Origin of the sequence: Ornithinimicrobium sp. F0845, assembly GCF_023015765.1 — a bacterium.
GTDB lineage: Bacteria > Actinomycetota > Actinomycetes > Actinomycetales > Dermatophilaceae > Ornithinicoccus.
Map to the genome: position 1 here is coordinate 245558 of NZ_JALKAL010000001.1, position 19073 is coordinate 264630.

The window sequence follows — 19073 nt, forward strand, 5'->3', positions numbered from 1 at the left end:
AGCGACGGGCGGCGCGCTCGGTCGTCAGGGGGTCTCGGCGAGCCAGCCCCGCCGCTCGGCCTGCACGCCGAGCTGGATCCGGGTGTGGACGCCGCACGCCTCCATCAGGGAGGCCACCCGCCGCTGCACGGTCCGGATCGACAACCCGAGCTGGCTGCCGACCGCCTGGTCCGTCAGGCCCGAGAGCATCAGGGTGAGCACCCGCAGATCGGTCCCGTCGAGCCCGTCCCGCGTCGCGGCATCGGTCGGCTCGGCGGCCAGCGATCGGGCGGCCGCCCACGTGTAGTCGAAGAGAGCCACGAGCGAGTCCAGCAGCGCGCTGGGGTGGACCAGCAGGGCTCCCGCCTCGCTCCGGCCCTCGTTCGCCGCCGAGGCCAGCGGGATCAGGGCCAGCTCCTGATCGGCCATCATCATGCGCAGCGGGATCCGGTCCGCCACCCGGACCAGCTCGCCGCGGCTCATCGCGCTCTCGATGTTGGCGTCGAACCCCGGCTGCTCCAGGACCGCTCGCTCCAGGACGACCCGGTAGGTGACCCCGCGCTCGGCCGCCGCGTCCTCCTCGACGTTCTCGGCCGCCGAGACGACTGCCACCCCGGCACGGATCAGGGCACGCACCTCGGTGCGGGCCGAGCGCTGCAGCTGGGCGAACCGCTGAGCCACCGCGTCGGCCCCGGTGACGACGTCGATGACGTCGGTCGCCGTGCGCTTCGCCGCGGCGCCGCGGTACTGCTCCGTGAGGACCTCGAGCTCGGAACGAGCACGGTTCAGATCGTCCTGACGGTCCCGCACGAGCGATCCCAGCGCCACGAGGGGAGGGGACGCGACATACTGCCCGGTGCCGTTCGTGGACGTGGCGACCAGGCCCTTCTCAGCCAGGGTCTTCAGGGCCGCCTGCAGCTCGGCGGAGGGGAGCTCCAACTGCAGGGCGAGATCGGTCGAGCTGGCTGAGGGCAGGGTGATGAGATGGCGATAGGTCGCCTCTTCGATCGGATCAAGTCCCAACACATCGAGCATTGTTGTCCTCCTTCCGTCAGTGAAGACAGTCAAGCGTACGGCGGAAACATGCCACGGCGTAAATCCGCCGTTGTGATCGGGCGGTCTGAGTGACATATTCATGCCGTCAGATCAATCCCTGCAATGTAGCGAGGACCCTCTATGACTCACCGACCACGCGCGCGGACCGTCGTGTCCGGCGTCGCCGCTGCCGCCCTCGTGGCGACTGCGGCAGCAGGTGTCGCAACCGCGGCGCCCGACCAGGAGACCTCGGCCACGGCCGAGTCGAACACGACGTCGCGTCCACAGCTCAACCACCCGAGCACCGGCACGACGCACCGTCTCACACTGATCACCGGTGACGTCGTCACCGTCACCGAGCTCGCGGACGGCACGAGGACCGTGGGCGTCGAGTCGCCCACCGGTGGCGGCTACCAGACCACGACGGTGGGCGAGGACCTGCACGTCGTGCCTGACGCGGCACGCCCCTTCGTGGCGGCGGGGACGCTGGACGCGGACCTGTTCAACGTGTCCGCGCTGATCGAGCAGGGCGTCGGCACGGCAGGGCGCGACACCGCGCCGGTCATCGTGCAGTATGCCGAGGGGGCCTCCACGCAGTCGCTCCAGTCGTCCCTCGGGACGTCGACCGCCACGCTGGAGAGCATCAACGCCGTGGCGGTAACGCCCGAGGCCGACGCCGGCGCTGACCTGTGGCAGTTGCTCACCGGCGGTCGCAGCGACGGCACCCTGGCACGGGGCATCAGCAAGGTGCACCTCGATGGTCTTGTCGAGGCCACCCTGGCGGACAGCGTCCCGCAGGTCGGCGCGCCCGAGGCCTGGGACCGGGGGATCGACGGGGCCGGGGTCACCGTCGCGGTCCTGGACAGCGGCGCTGACGTCGACCACCCAGACCTGGTGGACGCGATCACTGACTCGCACAGCTTCGTGCCGGGCCAGGCCGTCACCGACGGCAACGGCCACGGCACCCACGTGGCCTCCACGGTCGCCGGGTCCGGCGCCGCCTCCGACGGTGTCCAGGTGGGTGTCGCCCCGGGGGCCGAGCTGATCATCGGCAAGGTGCTCGGTGACGACGGCTTCGGCCAGGAGTCCTGGATCATCGACGGGATGGAGTGGGCGGCGGAGAACGCCGATGTCGTCAACATGAGCCTGGGCACCCCCCAGGCGAGCGACGGCACCGACCCGATGGCGGTGGCACTGCAGACCATCAGCGAGGACACCGACACCCTCTTCGTGGTGGCCGCGGGGAACAACGGCCAGGTCAGCGGCATCGGCTCGCCTGGTGCGGCCGAGGCCGCGCTGACCGTCGGTGCCGTCGACGGCATGGACTACCGACCGTGGTTCACCAGCATGGGCCCCCGTCTCGGGGACGGCCTGGTCAAGCCCGACCTGTCCGCCCCGGGCGTCGACGTGCTCGCCGCCCGGTCGCAGGACAGCGCCGGTGAGGGTTGGTACACCACCCTGGACGGCACGTCCATGGCCAGCCCCCACATCGCCGGGGCGGCAGCCCTGCTGCTCCAGGACGACCCGGACCTGACCCGCGAGGAGCTGAAGAACACGCTGATGTCCTCCTCGTTCCCGCTGAGCGAGGGGCCCTTCCAGCTCGGCGCCGGGCGGCTCGACGTGCCGGCCGCGCTGGACGCCGAGGTGATCGCCACCGGGTCGGTCTCCTTCGGCTACTTCGACTGGCCCCACGAGGGTGACGTGCCCGTCACCCGCGAGATCACCTACACCAACGACGGTGCGGCAGACGTCACCCTGGCGCTACGTCTCGAGGGCGACGACGGCATGGGCGGCGGTCTGCCCTCCGGCCTGACCGAGCTGTCCGCCACCCAACTGGTCGTGCCCGCCGGAGGCACCGCCAGCGTCCAGGTCACCCTGGACCCGGCGGTCGTCCCGCTGGCCTCCACCCTGTCCGGCTTCGTCATCGCCTCCGCCGACGGGGCCGACGTGGCGCGCACCGGCTGGGGCGTCATGAAGGAGGAGGAGCGCTACGACCTGACCCTGCGCGCCACCGACCTCGACGGCTCCCCGGCCCTGGCCTACGTGGTGTTCAAGGGTCGCGACCACATGTGGCCCTCGCAGTACATCGTCGACGGCGAGACCACCCTGCGGCTGCCCGCCGGCACCTATGCCGCGATGAGCTACATGGACGTCCACGTCGCCGAGGACGCGCTCGGCGTGGCCCTGGTGGGTGACCCCCAGGTCGAGCTCGCCCAGGACACCGTCGTCGAGCTCGACGCCCGAGAGACGCACGAGATCACGGTCGACGTGGGTCAGGACGGGCTCGAGCCGTCCCAGCGCCGGATGGACTTCAGCATCAGGGCGGGCACCGGTCTGAACAGCGCCTACCAGGTGCCGGCCGCTGTCGACCACCTCTTCGCCGCCCCCATGGACGGCATCACCGACGGTGACTTCGAGTACCTCACCCGCTGGCGGCTGCGGACCCCGTTCGTGGCCGTCGCCGAGGGCGGCACGTCGCTGGACGTCACCGGGCTGGTCGGCAGCTCGATGCCCACCGAGCAGGTGAGCCTCGACGCGGTGTACGCCGGCACGGGCACGCCCGACGAGCTCGCCGCCGTGGAGACCGAGGGCAAGGCCGTGGTGATCACCCGCGACCAGTCCCTGGACCTGACCCAGATCGCCGCCGGCATCGACCAGGCCGGCGCGGCGCTCCTCGTCGTCGTCAACGACGAGCCCGGCGAGTTCTCCGCCGGAGTGTCCTGGGAGGCTCCGGTGTCCTACCCGGCCGTCGGCGTGAGCGGCGTCGAGGGCGCGGGCCTGATCTCCCGGATCCAGGCCGGTCCCGTCCAGCTCACCGTCAGCGGCGGTGTGGACAGCCCGGTCGTCTACGACCTGGTGGACCCGCACCCGGGCAGCATCCCGACCGACCTGGAGTACGCGCCGACCCTGGACGAGCTGGCCCGGATCGACACCAGCTTCCACGGCAACCAGACGCGGGCGGGTGGCGAGTTCCGCTACGACTTCCGTCCGTACACCCCCTACGGGGTCGGCTTCCAGGAGATGATGAACATGCCGATCGCCCGCACCGAGTACGTCTCGGCGCAGGAGGGCACGGAGTGGTACCAGGACGCCGTCGTCCTGGAGGGCAGCTGGAACGAGCGCGGCATCCGTCAGGGCTACGAGCCCGGCAGCGCCACCTCCGAGGCGTGGTTCTCCGCCGTCGTCCAGCCGCGGTTGGGTGAAGGGTTCTGGGTGCCGAACCGGCAGGGCAACACGCTCCAGGTGAACCTGCCCAGCTGGGCGGGCGACGAGCCGACCCACACCGGCAGCCTGGGCGACTACCAGGGCAACGACGACCAGACCATCCGCTGGTACGAGGGTGAGACCCTGCTGAAGGAGACCATCGGCTGGCAGAGCTCGTTGGTCGACCTGCCCACGGGTGAGCGCACGCAGTACCGCGTCACCAACGACGTGGGACGCCCGGACTCCTGGGGGACCACCCCGGCCAGCAGCACCGAGTGGACCTTCTGGAGCGAGCAGCCGGCCGACTGGTTCGCCGAGCTGCCGTTCGTCCAGGTCGACTTCGCGGTCGAGACGGACTGGACCGGCACGGCGGTCAACGCACCGAGCGACACCATCGGCCTCACCGCGTGGCAGCTGCCGAACACCCAGCTCGCCGGCGAGATCACGCAGGGCTCGCTGGCCATCTCCTACGACCAGGGTGCCACCTGGGAGGACCTGGAGCTGACCGGTGAGCCCGGCGACTGGACCGCGCAGGTCACCTACCCGGCCGGTGCCCAGACCGTCTCGCTGCGGGCGACCGCGGCGGACTCCGAGGGCAACTCGGTCACCCAGGAGGTCTACGGCGCGTACCACGTGGCCGAGGTGACCGGTCCGACGGTGGAGCGCGTCTCCGGCGTCGACCGCTACGCCACGGCGGCACAGATCGCGGAGCGCTACCCCGATGGGGCCGACACGGTCTACGTCGTCACGGGCGAGGACTTCGCCGACGCCCTGGCCGGTGCCGCACCGGCCAGCGAGGGCCGGCTGCCGGGCTCCGCGGGGCTGTTCACCGTGGACGGCTCACCGGCGCCGGTGCTGCTGGTCAAGTCGGACCGGATCCCGGGCGCGACCCGGGCGGCGCTCGATGCGGTCCAGCCGCAGCGACTCGTCGTCCTCGGCGGTGAGGGTGCGGTGTCCGAGGGCGTCGCCACCCAGCTGGGTGCGTGGGGCGAGGTCGACCGGGTCGCGGGCGAGAACCGCTACGAGACGGCCGCCATGCTCTCCGATCTCTACCCGGCCGGCGTGGACACCGTCTACGTCGCCAGCGGCGAGCCGGAGAACTTCCCCGACGCACTGGCGGGCGCGGCCCTGGCCGGCCACGAGGGCGCCCCGGTCCTGCTGACGCAGACCGACCACGTGCCCGCCGTGGTGACCGAGGCGTTGGATCGCCTGGACGCCGGCGAGATCGTGGTGCTCGGTGGCGACGGCGCGGTCTCCGACGAGGTCTTCGCCGAGCTCGGTGCCGATCGGCGGCTGGCCGGTGTGGACCGCTACGCCACCGCGGCGGCCATCTCGGCCGAGCACCCCTCCGGTCTGGCGAACACGTTCGTCGCGACGGGTCTGGACTGGCCGGACGCCCTCACCGGCTCCGCGCTGGCCGCCCACCTCGGCGAGCCGGTCAACCTGACCAGGCCGACCGGTCTGCCGGCGGTCACCCGCGCCGAGCTGGAGCGGCTGGAGCCGGGTCACGCGACGGTGCTGGGCGGCAGCGGTGTCGTCCCCGAGGACGTCGTGGCCGAGCTGACGGCGCTGCTGGACGGCTGGCTGTGACAGCGGCCTGCTGAGGAGGCATCCGACGACGGGGGCCCGGTCCGACCAGGACCGGGCCCCCGTTCGTCTCCTCTGTCACAGCGCCGTCTCCTCCGTCACAGCGCCGTCGCCTCCGTCACAGCGCCGTCGCCTCCGTCACAGCGCGGCATCACCTGAGTCACAGGAGCAACACAGGTCACATTGAGGTAAACATGTCTCGCAGGCCCCCCACGCGGGTCGCGTTTCCCCTACTGTGCTAAATGCCCCTTTCCCGGGAGCCCGTGTGACTTCCGGTTGCCCCGAGCGACGGAGAGTCCCGTGTCCGAACAGACCTACCAGCTCATCGCCATCGGCGTGTACTTCGCGCTCATGCTCGCGATCGGCTTCTACGCCTACCGGCAGACCAGCGACCTGGGCGATTACATGCTGGCGGGGCGCAACCTGCCGCCGGGCGTCGCCGCGCTCTCCGCGGGTGCCTCCGACATGTCGGGCTGGTTGCTCATGGGTCTGCCCGGCGCGATCTACGCCACCGGGCTGGTGGAGGCCTGGATCGCCATCGGACTGACGGTCGGGGCCTATCTCAACTGGAAGTTCGTCGCGCCTAGACTGCGTTCCTACACCGAGGTGTCGAACAACTCGATCACGGTCCCCAGCTTCCTGGAGAACCGGTTCAAGGACCACACCCACGCCCTCCGTCTGGTGGCCGGCATCATCATCCTGGTCTTCTTCACCTTCTACGTGTCCTCCGGCATGGTGGCCGGCGGCGTCTTCTTCGAGTCCTCCTTCGGCAGCACCTACATCTTCGGCATGCTGCTGGTGTCCGGCATCACCCTGATCTACACCCTCTTCGGCGGGTTCCTCGGGGCGTCGCTGACCGACGTCGCGCAGGGGCTTTTGATGCTGGCTGCCCTCATCCTCGTGCCCATCGTCACGATCGTCTCGATGGGCGGCCTCGGTGAGGTCTTCTCCAGCATCGAGGCCGCCGACGCGGCCTTCAACGCCGGGGTCAGCGACCCCGCCGACGAGCTGAACCGCACGTCGCTGCTCTTCGGCGGCACCTTCCTGGGCATCGTCTCGGCCGCGGCGTGGGGGCTGGGCTACTTCGGCCAGCCCCACATCATCGTGCGCTTCATGGCCCTGCGCTCGGCGGCCGACGCCAAGGCGGGCCGCCGCATCGGCATCAGCTGGATGGTCCTGGTCGCCGGCGGCGCCATCTTCACCGGCCTGATCGGCATCGGCTACTTCTTCAACTCAGGGGAGGAGCTGGGCAACCCCGAGACCGTCTTCCTCCGCCTGTCGCAGATCATGTTCCACCCGATCATCGCCGGCTTCGTCCTCGCGGCCGTGCTGGCCGCGATCATGTCGACGATCTCCTCCCAGCTCATCGTCTGCTCCTCGGCGCTCGTCGAGGACATCTGGAAGATCTTCGGCAAGGAGGCCACGCCACGTCAGCAGGTGATGCTCGGCCGGATGGGGGTGCTCGTCGTCGCGGTCGTCGCCGGACTGCTCGCCATCGACCCGCAGTCCAACATCCTGGGCCTGGTCGGCTTCGCATGGGCCGGCTTCGGCGCCGCGTTCGGCCCGATCATCATCCTCGCGCTGTTCTGGCGGAAGCTCACCGCGATGGGCGCTCTGGCCGGCATGATCACCGGCGCGGTGGTCGTGGGCATCTGGGGCAACGTGGATGCCCTCAGCGGCTTCATGTACGAGATCGTCCCCGGCTTCCTCGCCTGCCTGGTGGTGGCCTACGTCGTCTCGCTCGTCGGCACGCCGAACGCCGAGGACGCGGCGATCCAGGCCGAGTTCGATGAGATGTCCGGCACTGCCGAGAAGATGAAGGTCTGACCCGGGCACTCCTCTCCTCGCCGGCGGGTGGCGGGGCGGCCACCAATCTCTGCGGAGGCATGGCTGCCCCGGCCGGCCGCCTCTGGCGGGGCCGGTGTCCGAGATGACCACACGGCATACGGGATGATGGGCGGGATGGCCACTCCCACCACGCTCACCGACCTGCTCCCGCCCGAGGGGACCAACCCCGACCCGGACGACCTCTACGAGAAGTTCGCCGACTGGGCGGAGCAGCGCGGGACCGCGCTCTACCCGCACCAGGAGGAGGCGGTCATCGAGCTGCTGTCCGGGGCCAACGTCATCCTGGCCACCCCGACCGGCTCCGGGAAGTCACTCGTGGCGACCGCCGCCCACTTCCAGGCGCTGGCCGAGGACCGGGTGAGCTTCTACACCGCCCCCATCAAGGCGCTGGTCAGCGAGAAGTTCTTCGCGCTCTGCAAGATCTTCGGCGCGGACAACGTCGGCATGCTCACCGGGGACGCCGCGGTCAACGCGGACGCGCCGATCATCTGCTGCACCGCCGAGATCCTGGCCAACATCGCGCTGCGTGAGGGAGCCCAGGCCGACGTGGGGCTGGTCATCATGGACGAGTTCCACTTCTACGCAGAGCCCGACCGCGGGTGGGCCTGGCAGGTGCCGCTGCTGGAGCTCCCGGACGCCCAGTTCCTGCTGATGTCGGCCACCCTCGGCGACGTCACCCGCTTCGTCGACGACATCTCCCGGCGCACCGGCCGCGAGACGGCCGTCGTCGCGGGGGCCGAGCGGCCGGTGCCGCTGAGCTTCAGCTGGGCGCTCACCCCGATCACCGAGACGATCACCGAGCTGCTGGAGACCCACCAGGCGCCGGTCTACATCGTGCACTTCACGCAGAAGGAGGCACTGGAGCGCGCGCAGTCGCTGATGTCGCTCAAGATCGCCACCCGGGAGGAGAAGGACAAGATCGCCGAGCGGATCGGGGCCTTCCGCTTCACCGCGGGCTTCGGCAAGAGCCTGTCCAAGCTGGTCCGCAACGGCATCGGGGTGCACCACGCCGGGATGCTGCCGCGCTACCGCCGCCTCGTGGAGCAGCTCGCCCAGGACGGGCTGCTCAAGGTCATCTGCGGCACCGACACCCTCGGTGTGGGCATCAACGTGCCGATCCGGACGGTGCTGTTCACCGGCCTGACCAAGTATGACGGGAGTCGCCAGCGCGTCCTGCGCGCCCGGGAGTTCCACCAGATCGCGGGACGGGCCGGCCGGGCCGGCTATGACACGAGCGGGTATGTCGTGGTGCAGGCCCCCGAGCACCACATCGACAACGTGCGGGCCCTGGCCAAGGCCGGGGACGACCCGAAGAAGCAGCGCAAGGTGCAGCGCAGGAAGCCGCCGGAGGGCTTTGTCAACTGGACCGAGGAGACCTACGACAAGCTGGTGGTCGCCGAGCCCGAGGCGCTGGTCTCCCGGATGCGGGTCGACCACTCGATGATCCTCAACGTCGTGGCGCGCCAGGGTGACCCGTTCGTCAACCTGCGCAAGCTGCTGCGGGACAACCACGAGGACCCGCGCGCGCAGGTCCGGCTCTCTCGGAAGGCGATCACGCTGGCCCGGAGCCTGCTCGACAGCGGGGTCCTGGAGCGGCTCCCCGAGCCGCAGGAGTCGGGTCGGCAGGTCATCCTCTCCGCGGGCGTGCAGGAGAACTTCGCCCTCAACCAGCCCCTCGCCCCCTTCGCCGTCGCGGCACTGGAGGTGCTGGACCGGGAGGACCCGGCATACTCCCTGGACGTTGTCTCGGTGATCGAGTCTGTGCTGGAGGACCCGCGCCAGGTGCTCTACGCCCAGCAGTCCAGGGCCAAGGGGGATGCCGTGGCGCAGATGAAGGCCGACGGCATCGAGTACGACCAGCGGACGGAGCTGCTCGAGGACGTCACGTGGCCGATGCCGCTGGCCGAGCTGCTCGAGGCGACGCTGGAGATCTATCGCCAGTCGCACCCGTGGGTCAGCGAGGACGCGCTCAGTCCCAAGTCGGTGGTGCGGGACATGTACGAGCGGGCGATGAGCTTCACCGAGTTCGTCGGGTTCTACCAGCTGACCCGCTCCGAGGGGATCGTGCTGCGCTACCTGACCGACGCCTACCGGACGCTGCGCAACACCGTGCCGGACAGTGCCAAGACCGAGGAGCTGGACGACCTGATCCACTGGCTCGGCGAGACGATCCGGCAGACCGACTCCTCGCTGCTGGATGAGTGGGAGGCGCTCACGGATCCGGAGCTGGTGGCGGCTGCTGCGGCCCGGGCGGCGGAGGGGGTGCCGCTGGCACCGTCGCGGCCGATCACCGGCAACGAGCGGGCCTTCCGGGTGATGGTGCGCAACGCGGTCTTCCGCCGCGTCGAGCTCGCGGCCCGTGACGTCTACCACGACCTGGCGGCGCTGGAGCGGGCGGTCGCCGAGCTCACCGAGCCGCCGCGCGAGCCGCTGATGACCGCGGACGACTGGGACGCCGCGCTGGGGGCCTACTGGGAGGACCACGACGAGATCGGCCTCGGGCCGGACGCCCGCGGGCCGGCGATGCTGGAGATCACCTCCGAGCAGGGGCCGCAGCCGGGGGTGCGGGTCGTGCCGGGTGTCGCCTCCAGCGGCCCGGAGCAGGTGCGGCTGTGGCGGGTGCGCCAGACGCTCGCCGACCCCGCGGGCGACCACGACTGGGTGATCGAGGCGGTCTGCGACCTGGACGCCTCCGACGAGGTGGGCGAGCCGGTGCTCCTGGCCTCGGCGATGCGCCGCCTGTGAGCCGGGCGACGAGGGGCGCGGCAGTACCCTGACCCCCATGAGTGCCGACGCAGCCACTCCCGCCCCCGCGCCTGCTCCCGCCCCCGGGCCGCACGGCGTGGGCCGGGCCCGCCAGAACGCCATCTACCGTCCCGGCGCGCTCGGAATCGAGCCGGCGGTGCCTACGAGCACGGTCGAGCTGGAGCGCCGGGCGCGGCGCGCGATGAGCCGTCGGGCGTGGGCGTACGTGGCTGGGGGAGCGGGCGACGGTGCGACGATGCGGGCCAACCGGGAGGCGTTCGACCGGTGGCGGGTCGTCCCGCGCGTGCTCCACGGCACGACCGAGCGGGATCTACGGACCAGTGTGCTGGGCACCGATCTTGCGGCCCCGCTGCTGCTGGCTCCGGTGGGCGCCGCCGGGCTGATCACCGACGACGCGGACCTGAAGATCGCCGAAGGCGCGCACGCCAGCGGCATCCCGTACGTCTTCTCGTGCCAGGGGTCCTCGCCGATGGAGGAGACGGCCGCGGCGATGCGCGGCACGCCGTTCTGGTACCAGCTGTACTGGTCCACCGACGAGGAGCTCGTCGACTCGATGATCGGCCGGGCCGAGGCGGCGGGGGCGCAGGCGCTGGTCGTCACGCTGGACACGACGATGCTCGGCTGGCGCACGCAGGACCTCGACCTCGGGTCGCTGCCGTTCGCCCGGGGGATCGGGATCGCGCAGTACACCTCCGACCCGAGGTTCATGGCCCTGGTGCGGGAGCGGGTGGCCGCTGCGCAGAGTGCGGACGGGGGAGCGGGCCTGGGGATCGACCCGCGCAAACCACTCACGGCAGCCAGGGCGGCGCGGTCCGGCGTCGGCACGCTGCTGTCGATGGCGCGGTCCCATCCCGGCGCCACCCGCGACAACCTGCGGTCCCCGGAGCCACGCGCGGCGGTCGAGGCCTTCCTCGACATCTACTCCAACCCCGGCCTGTCCTGGGACCACGTCGCCACCCTGCGGGAGCGCACGTCGCTGCCGGTGCTGCTCAAGGGCGTGCTGCACCCGGACGACGCCCTCCGTGCCCTGGATGCCGGGGTCGACGGGCTCATCGTGTCCAACCACGGCGGCCGCCAGGTGGACCGGTCGGTCGCCGCGCTGGACGCTCTCGTCCGGGTCCGGGAGGCCGTCGGGCCGGAGCCCACCGTCCTGATGGACAGCGGGATCCGCACCGGCGCCGACGTCTTCGTGGCGCTGGCGCTCGGCGCCGACGCCTGCCTGCTCGGGCGCCCGCACGTCTACGGACTGGCCCTGGACGGCGCGGCGGGTGTGGGTGCCGTCATCGACAACGTCGTGGCCGAGCTCGACCTGACGATGGGGCTCGTGGGCGCCGGGTCCGTGGACGCCATCACCCGCGACCTGCTGGAAGGCTGAGGCCCGCTAGGGCAGGTGCTCGACCAGGCTGTCCAGCACGGCCATCCAGCCGTGGGTGGGATCGGTGGTGTCGGCCTGCGGCACGGCGAACTCGTGGACCAGCGTCACCAGCGTGCTCGCCTGCCCGTCGTCCCCGTCGGCGAAGGTGACCGTCACCAGGTCCTGCGGGGCTGCCGGGCCCGGAGACTCCCACAGCCACGTCATGACGATGCGCTCGCCCTCGTCCAGCTCCAGGTAGGTCCCGGTCGCGCCCAGCCCGGTCTGCGCGGAGCGGATCGCGAAGTGCCCTCCCCGGCGGGCGTCGATGACATAGCTCGTGTCCTGCCCGGGCCACCACCACTGCGCCAGCCGCTCCGGCTCCAGCCAGGCAGCGAAGGTGTCGGCTCGTGGGGCGGGCACGACCTGGGTCAGGGTGATCGCCGGCTGCAGATCGGCGTCGGCCGGGCTCGCGGCCACGGCGGGCGCACCGGAGGGGAGCTGCCCGTCGTGCGGCAGGCGGGCCAGGTTGCCGAGCACGTACTCCCACCCCTGGCGGTAGGACTCGACCCCGTCGGCGGTGGCCACCAGGTGCGTGACGGTGACGAGCGTGCCGCCGTCCTGGTCTGCGAGCTCGACCCGCACGTGCTCCTCGGGTCCGGCGACAGCACCGTCGAGCCAGGTCCACGTCAGCTCGATCAGGGTCGGCTCCTCGAGCCTGGTGAAGGTGCCGCGCACACCGATGCCGGCGCCGACGGACTCGACCAGGTAGTCCCCGCCGACCCGGCCGTCCACGGCATACTGCGTGTCGCCGATGCTGACCCACCACCACCGGGACATGCCCTCGGGAGTCAGCCACGCCGCATACACCTGGTGTGGCGGGGCGGGGACGTGCTGGGTGATCACGAGCTCGCGGGTCATGGCTGCTCCTTGGCGGTCGGGTCGAAGGACTGGGCGAGGTTGCCGAGCTGGGTGGCCCAGAAGGTGCGGGTGCGGTGCAGCCAGTCCTCGGCCGCGCGGAGCCGGTCGCGCTCCAGGCTGACGGTGACCGTGCGGCCCGACTTGGTGCGGGTGACCAGCCCGGCCGACTCCAGGACGGTCAGGTGCTTCAGGGTGCCCGGCAACGAGATGGGCAGGTGGGCGGCCAGCTCCGAGACGGTCTGGTCGCGCTGGGCGAGCAGGTCCACGATCAGGGCCCGCCGAGGGTCGCCCAGCGCGGCGAAGACCGTTGCCTCCTCCTGATGGTTAACCATACGGTTAACAGTATGCCGTGGGGCACGCGAGCGCAACACGGCGCGTTAGGTTTGCGTCATGCCGAATCTCTCCGCACTGCTCGAAGACTCCGCCGGCCAGTTCCCCACCCGTGACGCGGTGGTGCTCGGGGAGACACGACTGACGTACGCACAGGTCAACGGTGCGGCCAACCAGGTGGCGAACCTGCTCGCGTCCCGGGGCGTCGGCGCCGGCGACAAGGTGGCGCTGACATGCCCGAACCTGCCGTTCTTCCCGATCGTCTACTACGGGATCCTCAAGACCGGCGCCACGGTCGTGCCGTTGAACGTGCTGCTCAAGGCCCGCGAGATCGCCTACCACCTGCAGGACTCGGACGCCACGGCATACTTCTGCTTCGAGGGCACGCCGGAGCTGCCGATGGCGCAGGAGGGGGCCAGGGCCTTCGAGCAGACCCCGGGGTGCGAGCACTTCTTCGTGATGACCGCCGACCCGGCCGCGCCGTCCCCGATCGAGGGCACGACCACGCTCGGCGCCGCGATGGCCGACCAGCCGCCGACCTTCGAGACGGCTGAGGTGTCCGACGACGACACCGCCGTCATCCTCTACACCTCGGGGACGACCGGCCAGCCCAAGGGTGCCGAGCTGACCCACGCCAACATGACGTCCAACGCGCTGGTCGGTCGGGAGCTCTTCGAGGCCGACGCCGAGCGGCCGGACACCTACCTGTGCGTGCTGCCGCTGTTCCACTCCTTCGGGCAGACCGTGATCCAGAACTCCGGCTTCGCCTTCGGCGGCACGGTGGTGCTGCTGCCGCGCTTCGAGGCGCAAGCCGCACTGGGTCTCTTCCAGAAGGAGAAGGTGAGCTTCTTCGCCGGCGTCCCCACGATGTACTGGGGGCTGCTGGGGGCACTCGACGAGACCGTCGACGTGGCGGCCATCGCGGCCAACCTGCGGGTCGCCGCCTCGGGCGGCTCGGCCCTGCCGGGTGAGGTGCACAGGGCATTCCGGGAGCGCTTCGGCGTGACGATCCTGGAGGGCTACGGCCTGTCCGAGACCTCGCCGGTCGCCTCCTTCTCGGTCTTCGGGGAGGAGCCGCGGGTGGGTTCGATCGGGGTGCCCATCCCGCAGGTGCAGATGAAGCTGATCAACCCGGACTGGTCGGAGGTGGAGCGTTCGGGCGACCCGGACGCCGTCGGTGAGATCGCGATCAAGGGTCCCAACATCATGAAGGGCTACTACGACCGGCCCGACGCCACCGGCGAGGCGATCCACGACGGCTGGTTCCGCAGCGGTGACCTGGGGCGGGTGGACGAGGACGGCTACTACTACATCGTCGACCGCGCCAAGGACATGATCATCCGGGGCGGGTTCAACGTCTATCCGCGGGAGATCGAGGAGGTCCTGATGACGCACCCCGCCGTCTCCCTCGCTGCGGTGATCGGCGTGCCCCACGAGAGGCACGGCGAGGAGATCAGGGCCTACGTCATCCCCGAGCCTGGCGCGGAGGTGACCCCGGAGGAACTGGTGGCCTGGGGCAAGGAGCAGTTCGCGGCCTACAAGTACCCACGCCAGGTGGAGATCGTGGGCGCCCTGCCGATGACCGCGACGGGCAAGATCCTCAAGCGCGAGCTGGGCTGACCGCGGGGAGCGGGCCCAGACCAGCAAAACCACTATCAAAAGTGCTGGAGGACCAGCAAAACCACTATCAAAATTGGTCAGACGAAGACCGCGAGGATCCAGTAGGTCACGGCGGCGACCAGCCCGGCGCCGGGGAAGGTGAGGATCCAGGCGCCGACGATGTTGCCGGCGACACCCCACCGGACGGCGGACAGCCGGCGGGTTGCGCCGACGCCCATGATCGCCGAGGTAATCGTGTGCGTCGTGGAGATCGGCGCGTGGAAGCCGATGCCGGCGACGTAGAGCACGGAGGCGGCCACGCTCTCGGCGGCGAAGCCCTGCGGCGGGTCGAGGTCAATGATCTTGCGACCCAGGGTGCGCATGATTCGCCAGCCGCCGGCATACGTCCCTGCGGAGATGACCAGCGCGGAGGTGACGGTCACCCACAGCGGGATGCTGTCGCCCTCGTGGTAGCCGCCGACTACCAGGGCGAGCACCACGATGCCCATCGTCTTGGCCGCGTCCTGCAGACCGTGTCCCAGCGCCATGGCCGCCGCCGACACGGTCTGGGCCCTGCGGAAGTTGCGTGACATCTTGCCGGGGTGCCCGTTGCGGAAGATCCACAGGATGGCGGTCATCGCCAGGAAGCCCAGCAGCATGCCGGCGATCGGGGAGATGAGCATCGGGATGACGATCTTGTTCAGGATCCCGTTCCAGAGCACCGTCGTGCCGGCCGCGAGTGAGGCTCCGGCCATGCCACCGATGAGCGCGTGGGAGGACGAGGAGGGCAGGCCGTACCACCAGGTCAGCATGTTCCAGCCGATCGCACCGACCAGGGCGGCGGCCACGATGGCCAGACCGGTCATCCCGGAGGGCGGGTCGATGATGCCCGAGCCCACCGTCTGCGCCACGCCGGTGCCGAGAAAGGCGCCGAGCAGGTTGAAGAAGGCGGCCATGGCCAGGGCCACGCGCGGGGTCAGGGCCCGCGTGGACACCGACGTCGCGATCGCGTTCGCGGCGTCGTGGAAGCCGTTCGTGTAGTTGAAGCCCATCGCCAGGAGGATGACGAGGGCAACCGGGAGCCAGTCCACCGGATCAGGACTCCTTGGCCGCGATGCTCTCGACCGTGTTGGCGACGGTCTCGAACGCGTCGGCCGCAGCCTCCAGCTCGTCGTAGAGGGCCTTGTGCCGGATGATGTCGATCGCGTCCCGGTCGCCGTCGAACAGGTTGGCGATCATCCGCCGGTAGTTGCGGTCCGCGTCGTTCTCCAGGCTGTTGATGGCGATCCAGAACTCGCGCAGGTTGTGCATCTTCTCCAGGCCCGGCATGGCCTCAAGCGTCAGGTCGGCCATCTCGACCAGAACGGCGACCTGCTTGGCCACGGTCTTGGGGAGCTTGTCCACGCGGTAGAGGACCATGATGTCCAGGCTCGCCTCGATGTGGTCCAGGCAGTCGTCCAGCCGGGCGGCGAGTCGGTAGATGTCGTCCCGGTCGAACGGGGTGATGAACGAGCTGTTCACCGCCGACAGGATGGTGTGGGTGGCCTCGTCGCCCTCGTGCTCGATCTGCTTGAGCCGCTTGGCCGCCGACTCCCACTCGCCGGGCGGACCGGCGACGGCCTCCTGCAGCAGATGGGCGCCGTCCCGGATGTGGGAGGCCAGATCGGCGAACTGTCCGTAGAAGGTCGTGTTCTGTGGTGTCAGTTTGAAACGCACGGCGACGATGCTACGGGACACTCGCGGGACTACCCACCGTCGCCCGGCGTTCACAACGCGTTCATGGTTCGTTGACAGCGCGCGGAGAGGTGCCCGAGCGCCGTTCCTGGGGTCGCGCAACGGCGGGGAAAGGGACAGGCTGGGCACGGACATCCCGCCCAGCAAGGAGCCACCCGATGAGCGCCGCACCCGAAACCGCGAACGGCCCACTGTCCCAGGAGCAGCTGCAGTCGATCGACGCCTGGTGGCGCGCCTCGAACTATCTCGCCGTGGGGCAGATCTACCTCATGGACAACGCGCTGCTGGAGCGGCCGCTCGCCGAGCAGGACGTGAAGCCACGGCTGCTCGGCCACTGGGGCACCTCACCGGGCCAGAACTTCGTCTACGCCCACCTGAACCACCAGATCATCGAGCGCGACCTGGACATGATCTATCTCAGCGGTCCGGGGCACGGCGGCCCGTCGCTCGTCGCGGCCGCCTGGCTGGAGGGGACCTACTCCGAGGTCTACTCCCACGTGGGACCCGACGCGCGCGGGGTCAACGCGCTGTTCCGGCAGTTCTCCTTCCCCGGCGGGGTCCCCAGCCACGTCGCCCCGGAGACGCCCGGGTCGATCCACGAGGGCGGCGAGCTCGGCTACGTCCTGTCCCACGCCTACGGCGCCGCCTTCGACAACCCCGGCCTCGTCGTGGCCGCGGTCATCGGGGACGGCGAGGCCGAGACCGGCCCGCTGGCCACCGCCTGGCACAGCAACAAGTTCCTCAACCCGAAGGTCGACGGGACGGTGCTGCCCATCCTGCACCTCAACGGCTACAAGATCGCCAACCCCACGGTGCTGGACCGGATCCCGCGCGAGGAGCTCGAGGCCCTCATGGTCGGCTACGGCCACCGGCCCTACTTCTTCGAGGGCGGCTTCGAGGACGAGGACGACGCACAGGTCCACCAGCGGTTCGCCGCGCTCCTCGCGGAGGTGCTCGACGAGATCGCGCGGATCCGCACCGAGGCGGCCGACGGCATACTGGATGAGCGTCCGCGGTGGCCGATGATCGTCCTCCGGACGCCCAAGGGCTGGACGGGACCCAAGGAGGTCGACGGGCTGCCGGTCGAGGGCACCTGGCGCAGCCACCAGGTGCCGATGGCCTCGGTGCGCGGCAACGCGGACTACACCCGCCTGCTCGAGGAGTGGATGCGCAGCTACCGGCCGGAGGAGCTGTTCGACGAGGACGGCCGGATCGTGGAGGCGATCGCGCGCAACAACCCGGCCGGGACGCGCCGGATGAGCGCCAACCCGCACGCCAACGGGGGCACGCTCACCCGCGATCTGGACCTGCCGGACTGGCGGGAGTATGCCGTGGACGTCCCCTCGCCCGGCGGGGCCACCGCCGAGGCGACCCGGGTGCTCGGGGAGTGGGTGGCCGACGTGGTGGACCGCAACCGGGAGAACTTCCGGGTCTTCGGGCCCGACGAGACCAACTCTAACCGGCTGGGTGCGGCGGCGGAGAGGGGCGGCAAGACCTGGGTGGGCGAGGTCGTGGACACCGACGTCGACCTCTCGCCGACCGGTCGGGTGATGGAGGTGCTGTCCGAGCACCAGTGCCAGGGGTGGCTGGAGGGCTATCTGCTGACCGGGCGGCACGGTCTGCTCAACAGCTACGAGGCGTTCGTGCACATCGTCGACTCGATGTTCAACCAGCACGCCAAGTGGCTCGACGCCTGCCGCGACATCCCGTGGCGGGTGCCCGTCCCTTCGCTGAACTATCTGCTCTCCTCACACGTGTGGCGGCAGGACCACAACGGCTTCTCCCACCAGGACCCGGGCTTCCTGGACGTGGTGATGAACAAGACCGCGGACGTGATCCGGATCTACCTGCCGCCGGACGCCAACACGCTGTTGTCGACCTACGACCACGTGCTGAGCAGCAAGAACTACGTCAACGTCGTCGTGGCCGGCAAGCAGCCCGGGCCGCAGTGGCTGACGACGGAGGAGGCGGTGCTGCACTGCACCCGCGGCCTGGGCATCTGGGACTGGGCCGGCTCGGAGGTGCCCGGGGAGAAGCCGGACGTGGTGCTCGGCTGCGCCGGTGACATCCCGACGATGGAGGCGATTGCGGCCGCCAAGCTGCTGGCCGAGCACCTGCCCGAGCTCAGGGTGCGGGTCGTCAACGTGGTCGACCTGATGCGGCTGCAGGACGAGAAGGAGCACCCGCACGGTCTGAGCCACCGCGACTTCGACTCCTACTTCACGACCGACCGGCCGGTGATCTTCGCCTTCCACGGCTACCCGTCGCTGGTGCACCGGCTGACCTACCGACGCACCAACCACGCCAACATCCACGTGCGCGGCTTCAAGGAGGAGGGCACGACCACCACGCCGTTCGACATGCTGATGATGAACGACCTGGACCGCTACCGGCTCGTCGCCGACGTCATCGACCGGGTGCCGGGCCTCGCCGAGCGGGCCGCCGGGCTGCGGCAGGAGATGCTGGACCGGCGGGTGCGGGCGCGCAACTACACGCGCGAGCACGGTGAGGACATCCCCGAGGTCGCGCAGTGGGTCTTCAACGACGACGACAACACCCAGGGGTCGGGTGCCCCCGGCTCGGACACGGGTGGCGACAACGAGTAGCCCACCCATTCTTGGGGAAGATTTGTACGCGTTCTGCGCATTCTTGGGGAAGATTTGTACGTACTGACACGCGCATGGTTGGGGGCTCGCACCGCTCGGTGCCATGCCGAACA

Annotated in this window: 11 protein-coding genes; 6 read left to right on the plus strand and 5 right to left on the minus strand. The window is 70.4% G+C overall.

Features of this window, described 5'->3' with window-relative positions; translation table 11 throughout:
* Window positions 1-24: 24 nt before the first annotated feature.
* On the minus strand, window positions 25-1014 hold the full coding sequence (locus MWU75_RS01120; protein WP_247087609.1) for a helix-turn-helix domain-containing protein: 990 nt from the start codon (window positions 1012-1014) through the stop codon (window positions 25-27).
* 141 nt (window positions 1015-1155) lie between these two features.
* On the opposite strand from MWU75_RS01120, the gene MWU75_RS01125 reads away from it, so the two are divergent.
* The 4 genes from MWU75_RS01125 to MWU75_RS01140 all read left to right on the plus strand — a co-directional run bounded on the left by MWU75_RS01125 (window position 1156) and on the right by MWU75_RS01140 (window position 11794).
* On the plus strand, window positions 1156-5808 hold the full coding sequence (locus MWU75_RS01125; RefSeq protein ID WP_247087611.1) for a S8 family serine peptidase: 4653 nt from the start codon (window positions 1156-1158) through the stop codon (window positions 5806-5808).
* A gap of 297 nt (window positions 5809-6105) precedes the next feature.
* Entirely contained in the window at window positions 6106-7632 is a 1527-nt protein-coding gene (gene putP, locus MWU75_RS01130) for a sodium/proline symporter PutP (protein WP_247087613.1), read from the plus strand.
* Window positions 7633-7767: 135 nt separating this feature from the next.
* On the plus strand, window positions 7768-10398 hold the full coding sequence (locus MWU75_RS01135; RefSeq protein WP_247087615.1) for a DEAD/DEAH box helicase: 2631 nt from the start codon (window positions 7768-7770) through the stop codon (window positions 10396-10398).
* Between the two features lie 37 nt (window positions 10399-10435).
* Window positions 10436-11794 carry an alpha-hydroxy-acid oxidizing protein gene (locus MWU75_RS01140; protein WP_247087617.1) on the plus strand — a complete coding sequence of 453 codons (1359 nt, stop codon included), beginning with the start codon at window positions 10436-10438 and terminating at the stop codon, window positions 11792-11794.
* Window positions 11795-11800: 6 nt separating this feature from the next.
* Here the strand turns inward: MWU75_RS01140 and MWU75_RS01145 are convergent, their stop codons facing one another.
* Both MWU75_RS01145 and MWU75_RS01150 read right to left on the minus strand, forming a co-directional pair.
* Entirely contained in the window at window positions 11801-12691 is an 891-nt protein-coding gene (locus MWU75_RS01145; RefSeq protein ID WP_247087619.1) for an SRPBCC family protein, read from the minus strand.
* Window positions 12688-13023: a metalloregulator ArsR/SmtB family transcription factor gene (locus MWU75_RS01150; RefSeq protein ID WP_247087621.1), complete on the minus strand. Its 336-nt coding sequence runs from the start codon at window positions 13021-13023 to the stop codon at window positions 12688-12690. The genes MWU75_RS01145 and MWU75_RS01150 overlap by 4 nt, the downstream gene beginning before the upstream one ends.
* Window positions 13024-13081: 58 nt before the next feature.
* Between MWU75_RS01150 and MWU75_RS01155 the strand changes: the two genes are divergently transcribed.
* A complete protein-coding gene (locus MWU75_RS01155; RefSeq protein WP_247087623.1) occupies window positions 13082-14641 on the plus strand; it encodes a long-chain fatty acid--CoA ligase in 1560 nt (519 codons plus the stop codon).
* Between the two features lie 77 nt (window positions 14642-14718).
* Here the strand turns inward: MWU75_RS01155 and MWU75_RS01160 are convergent, their stop codons facing one another.
* Both MWU75_RS01160 and MWU75_RS01165 read right to left on the minus strand, forming a co-directional pair.
* Window positions 14719-15711: an inorganic phosphate transporter gene (locus MWU75_RS01160; protein ID WP_247087625.1), complete on the minus strand. Its 993-nt coding sequence runs from the start codon at window positions 15709-15711 to the stop codon at window positions 14719-14721.
* A gap of 4 nt (window positions 15712-15715) precedes the next feature.
* Window positions 15716-16336, minus strand: coding sequence for a DUF47 family protein (locus tag MWU75_RS01165; RefSeq protein WP_247087627.1), 621 nt, complete (start codon window positions 16334-16336; stop codon window positions 15716-15718).
* A gap of 176 nt (window positions 16337-16512) precedes the next feature.
* Between MWU75_RS01165 and MWU75_RS01170 the strand changes: the two genes are divergently transcribed.
* Window positions 16513-18960: a phosphoketolase family protein gene (locus MWU75_RS01170; protein WP_247087629.1), complete on the plus strand. Its 2448-nt coding sequence runs from the start codon at window positions 16513-16515 to the stop codon at window positions 18958-18960.
* Window positions 18961-19073 lie beyond the last annotated feature (113 nt).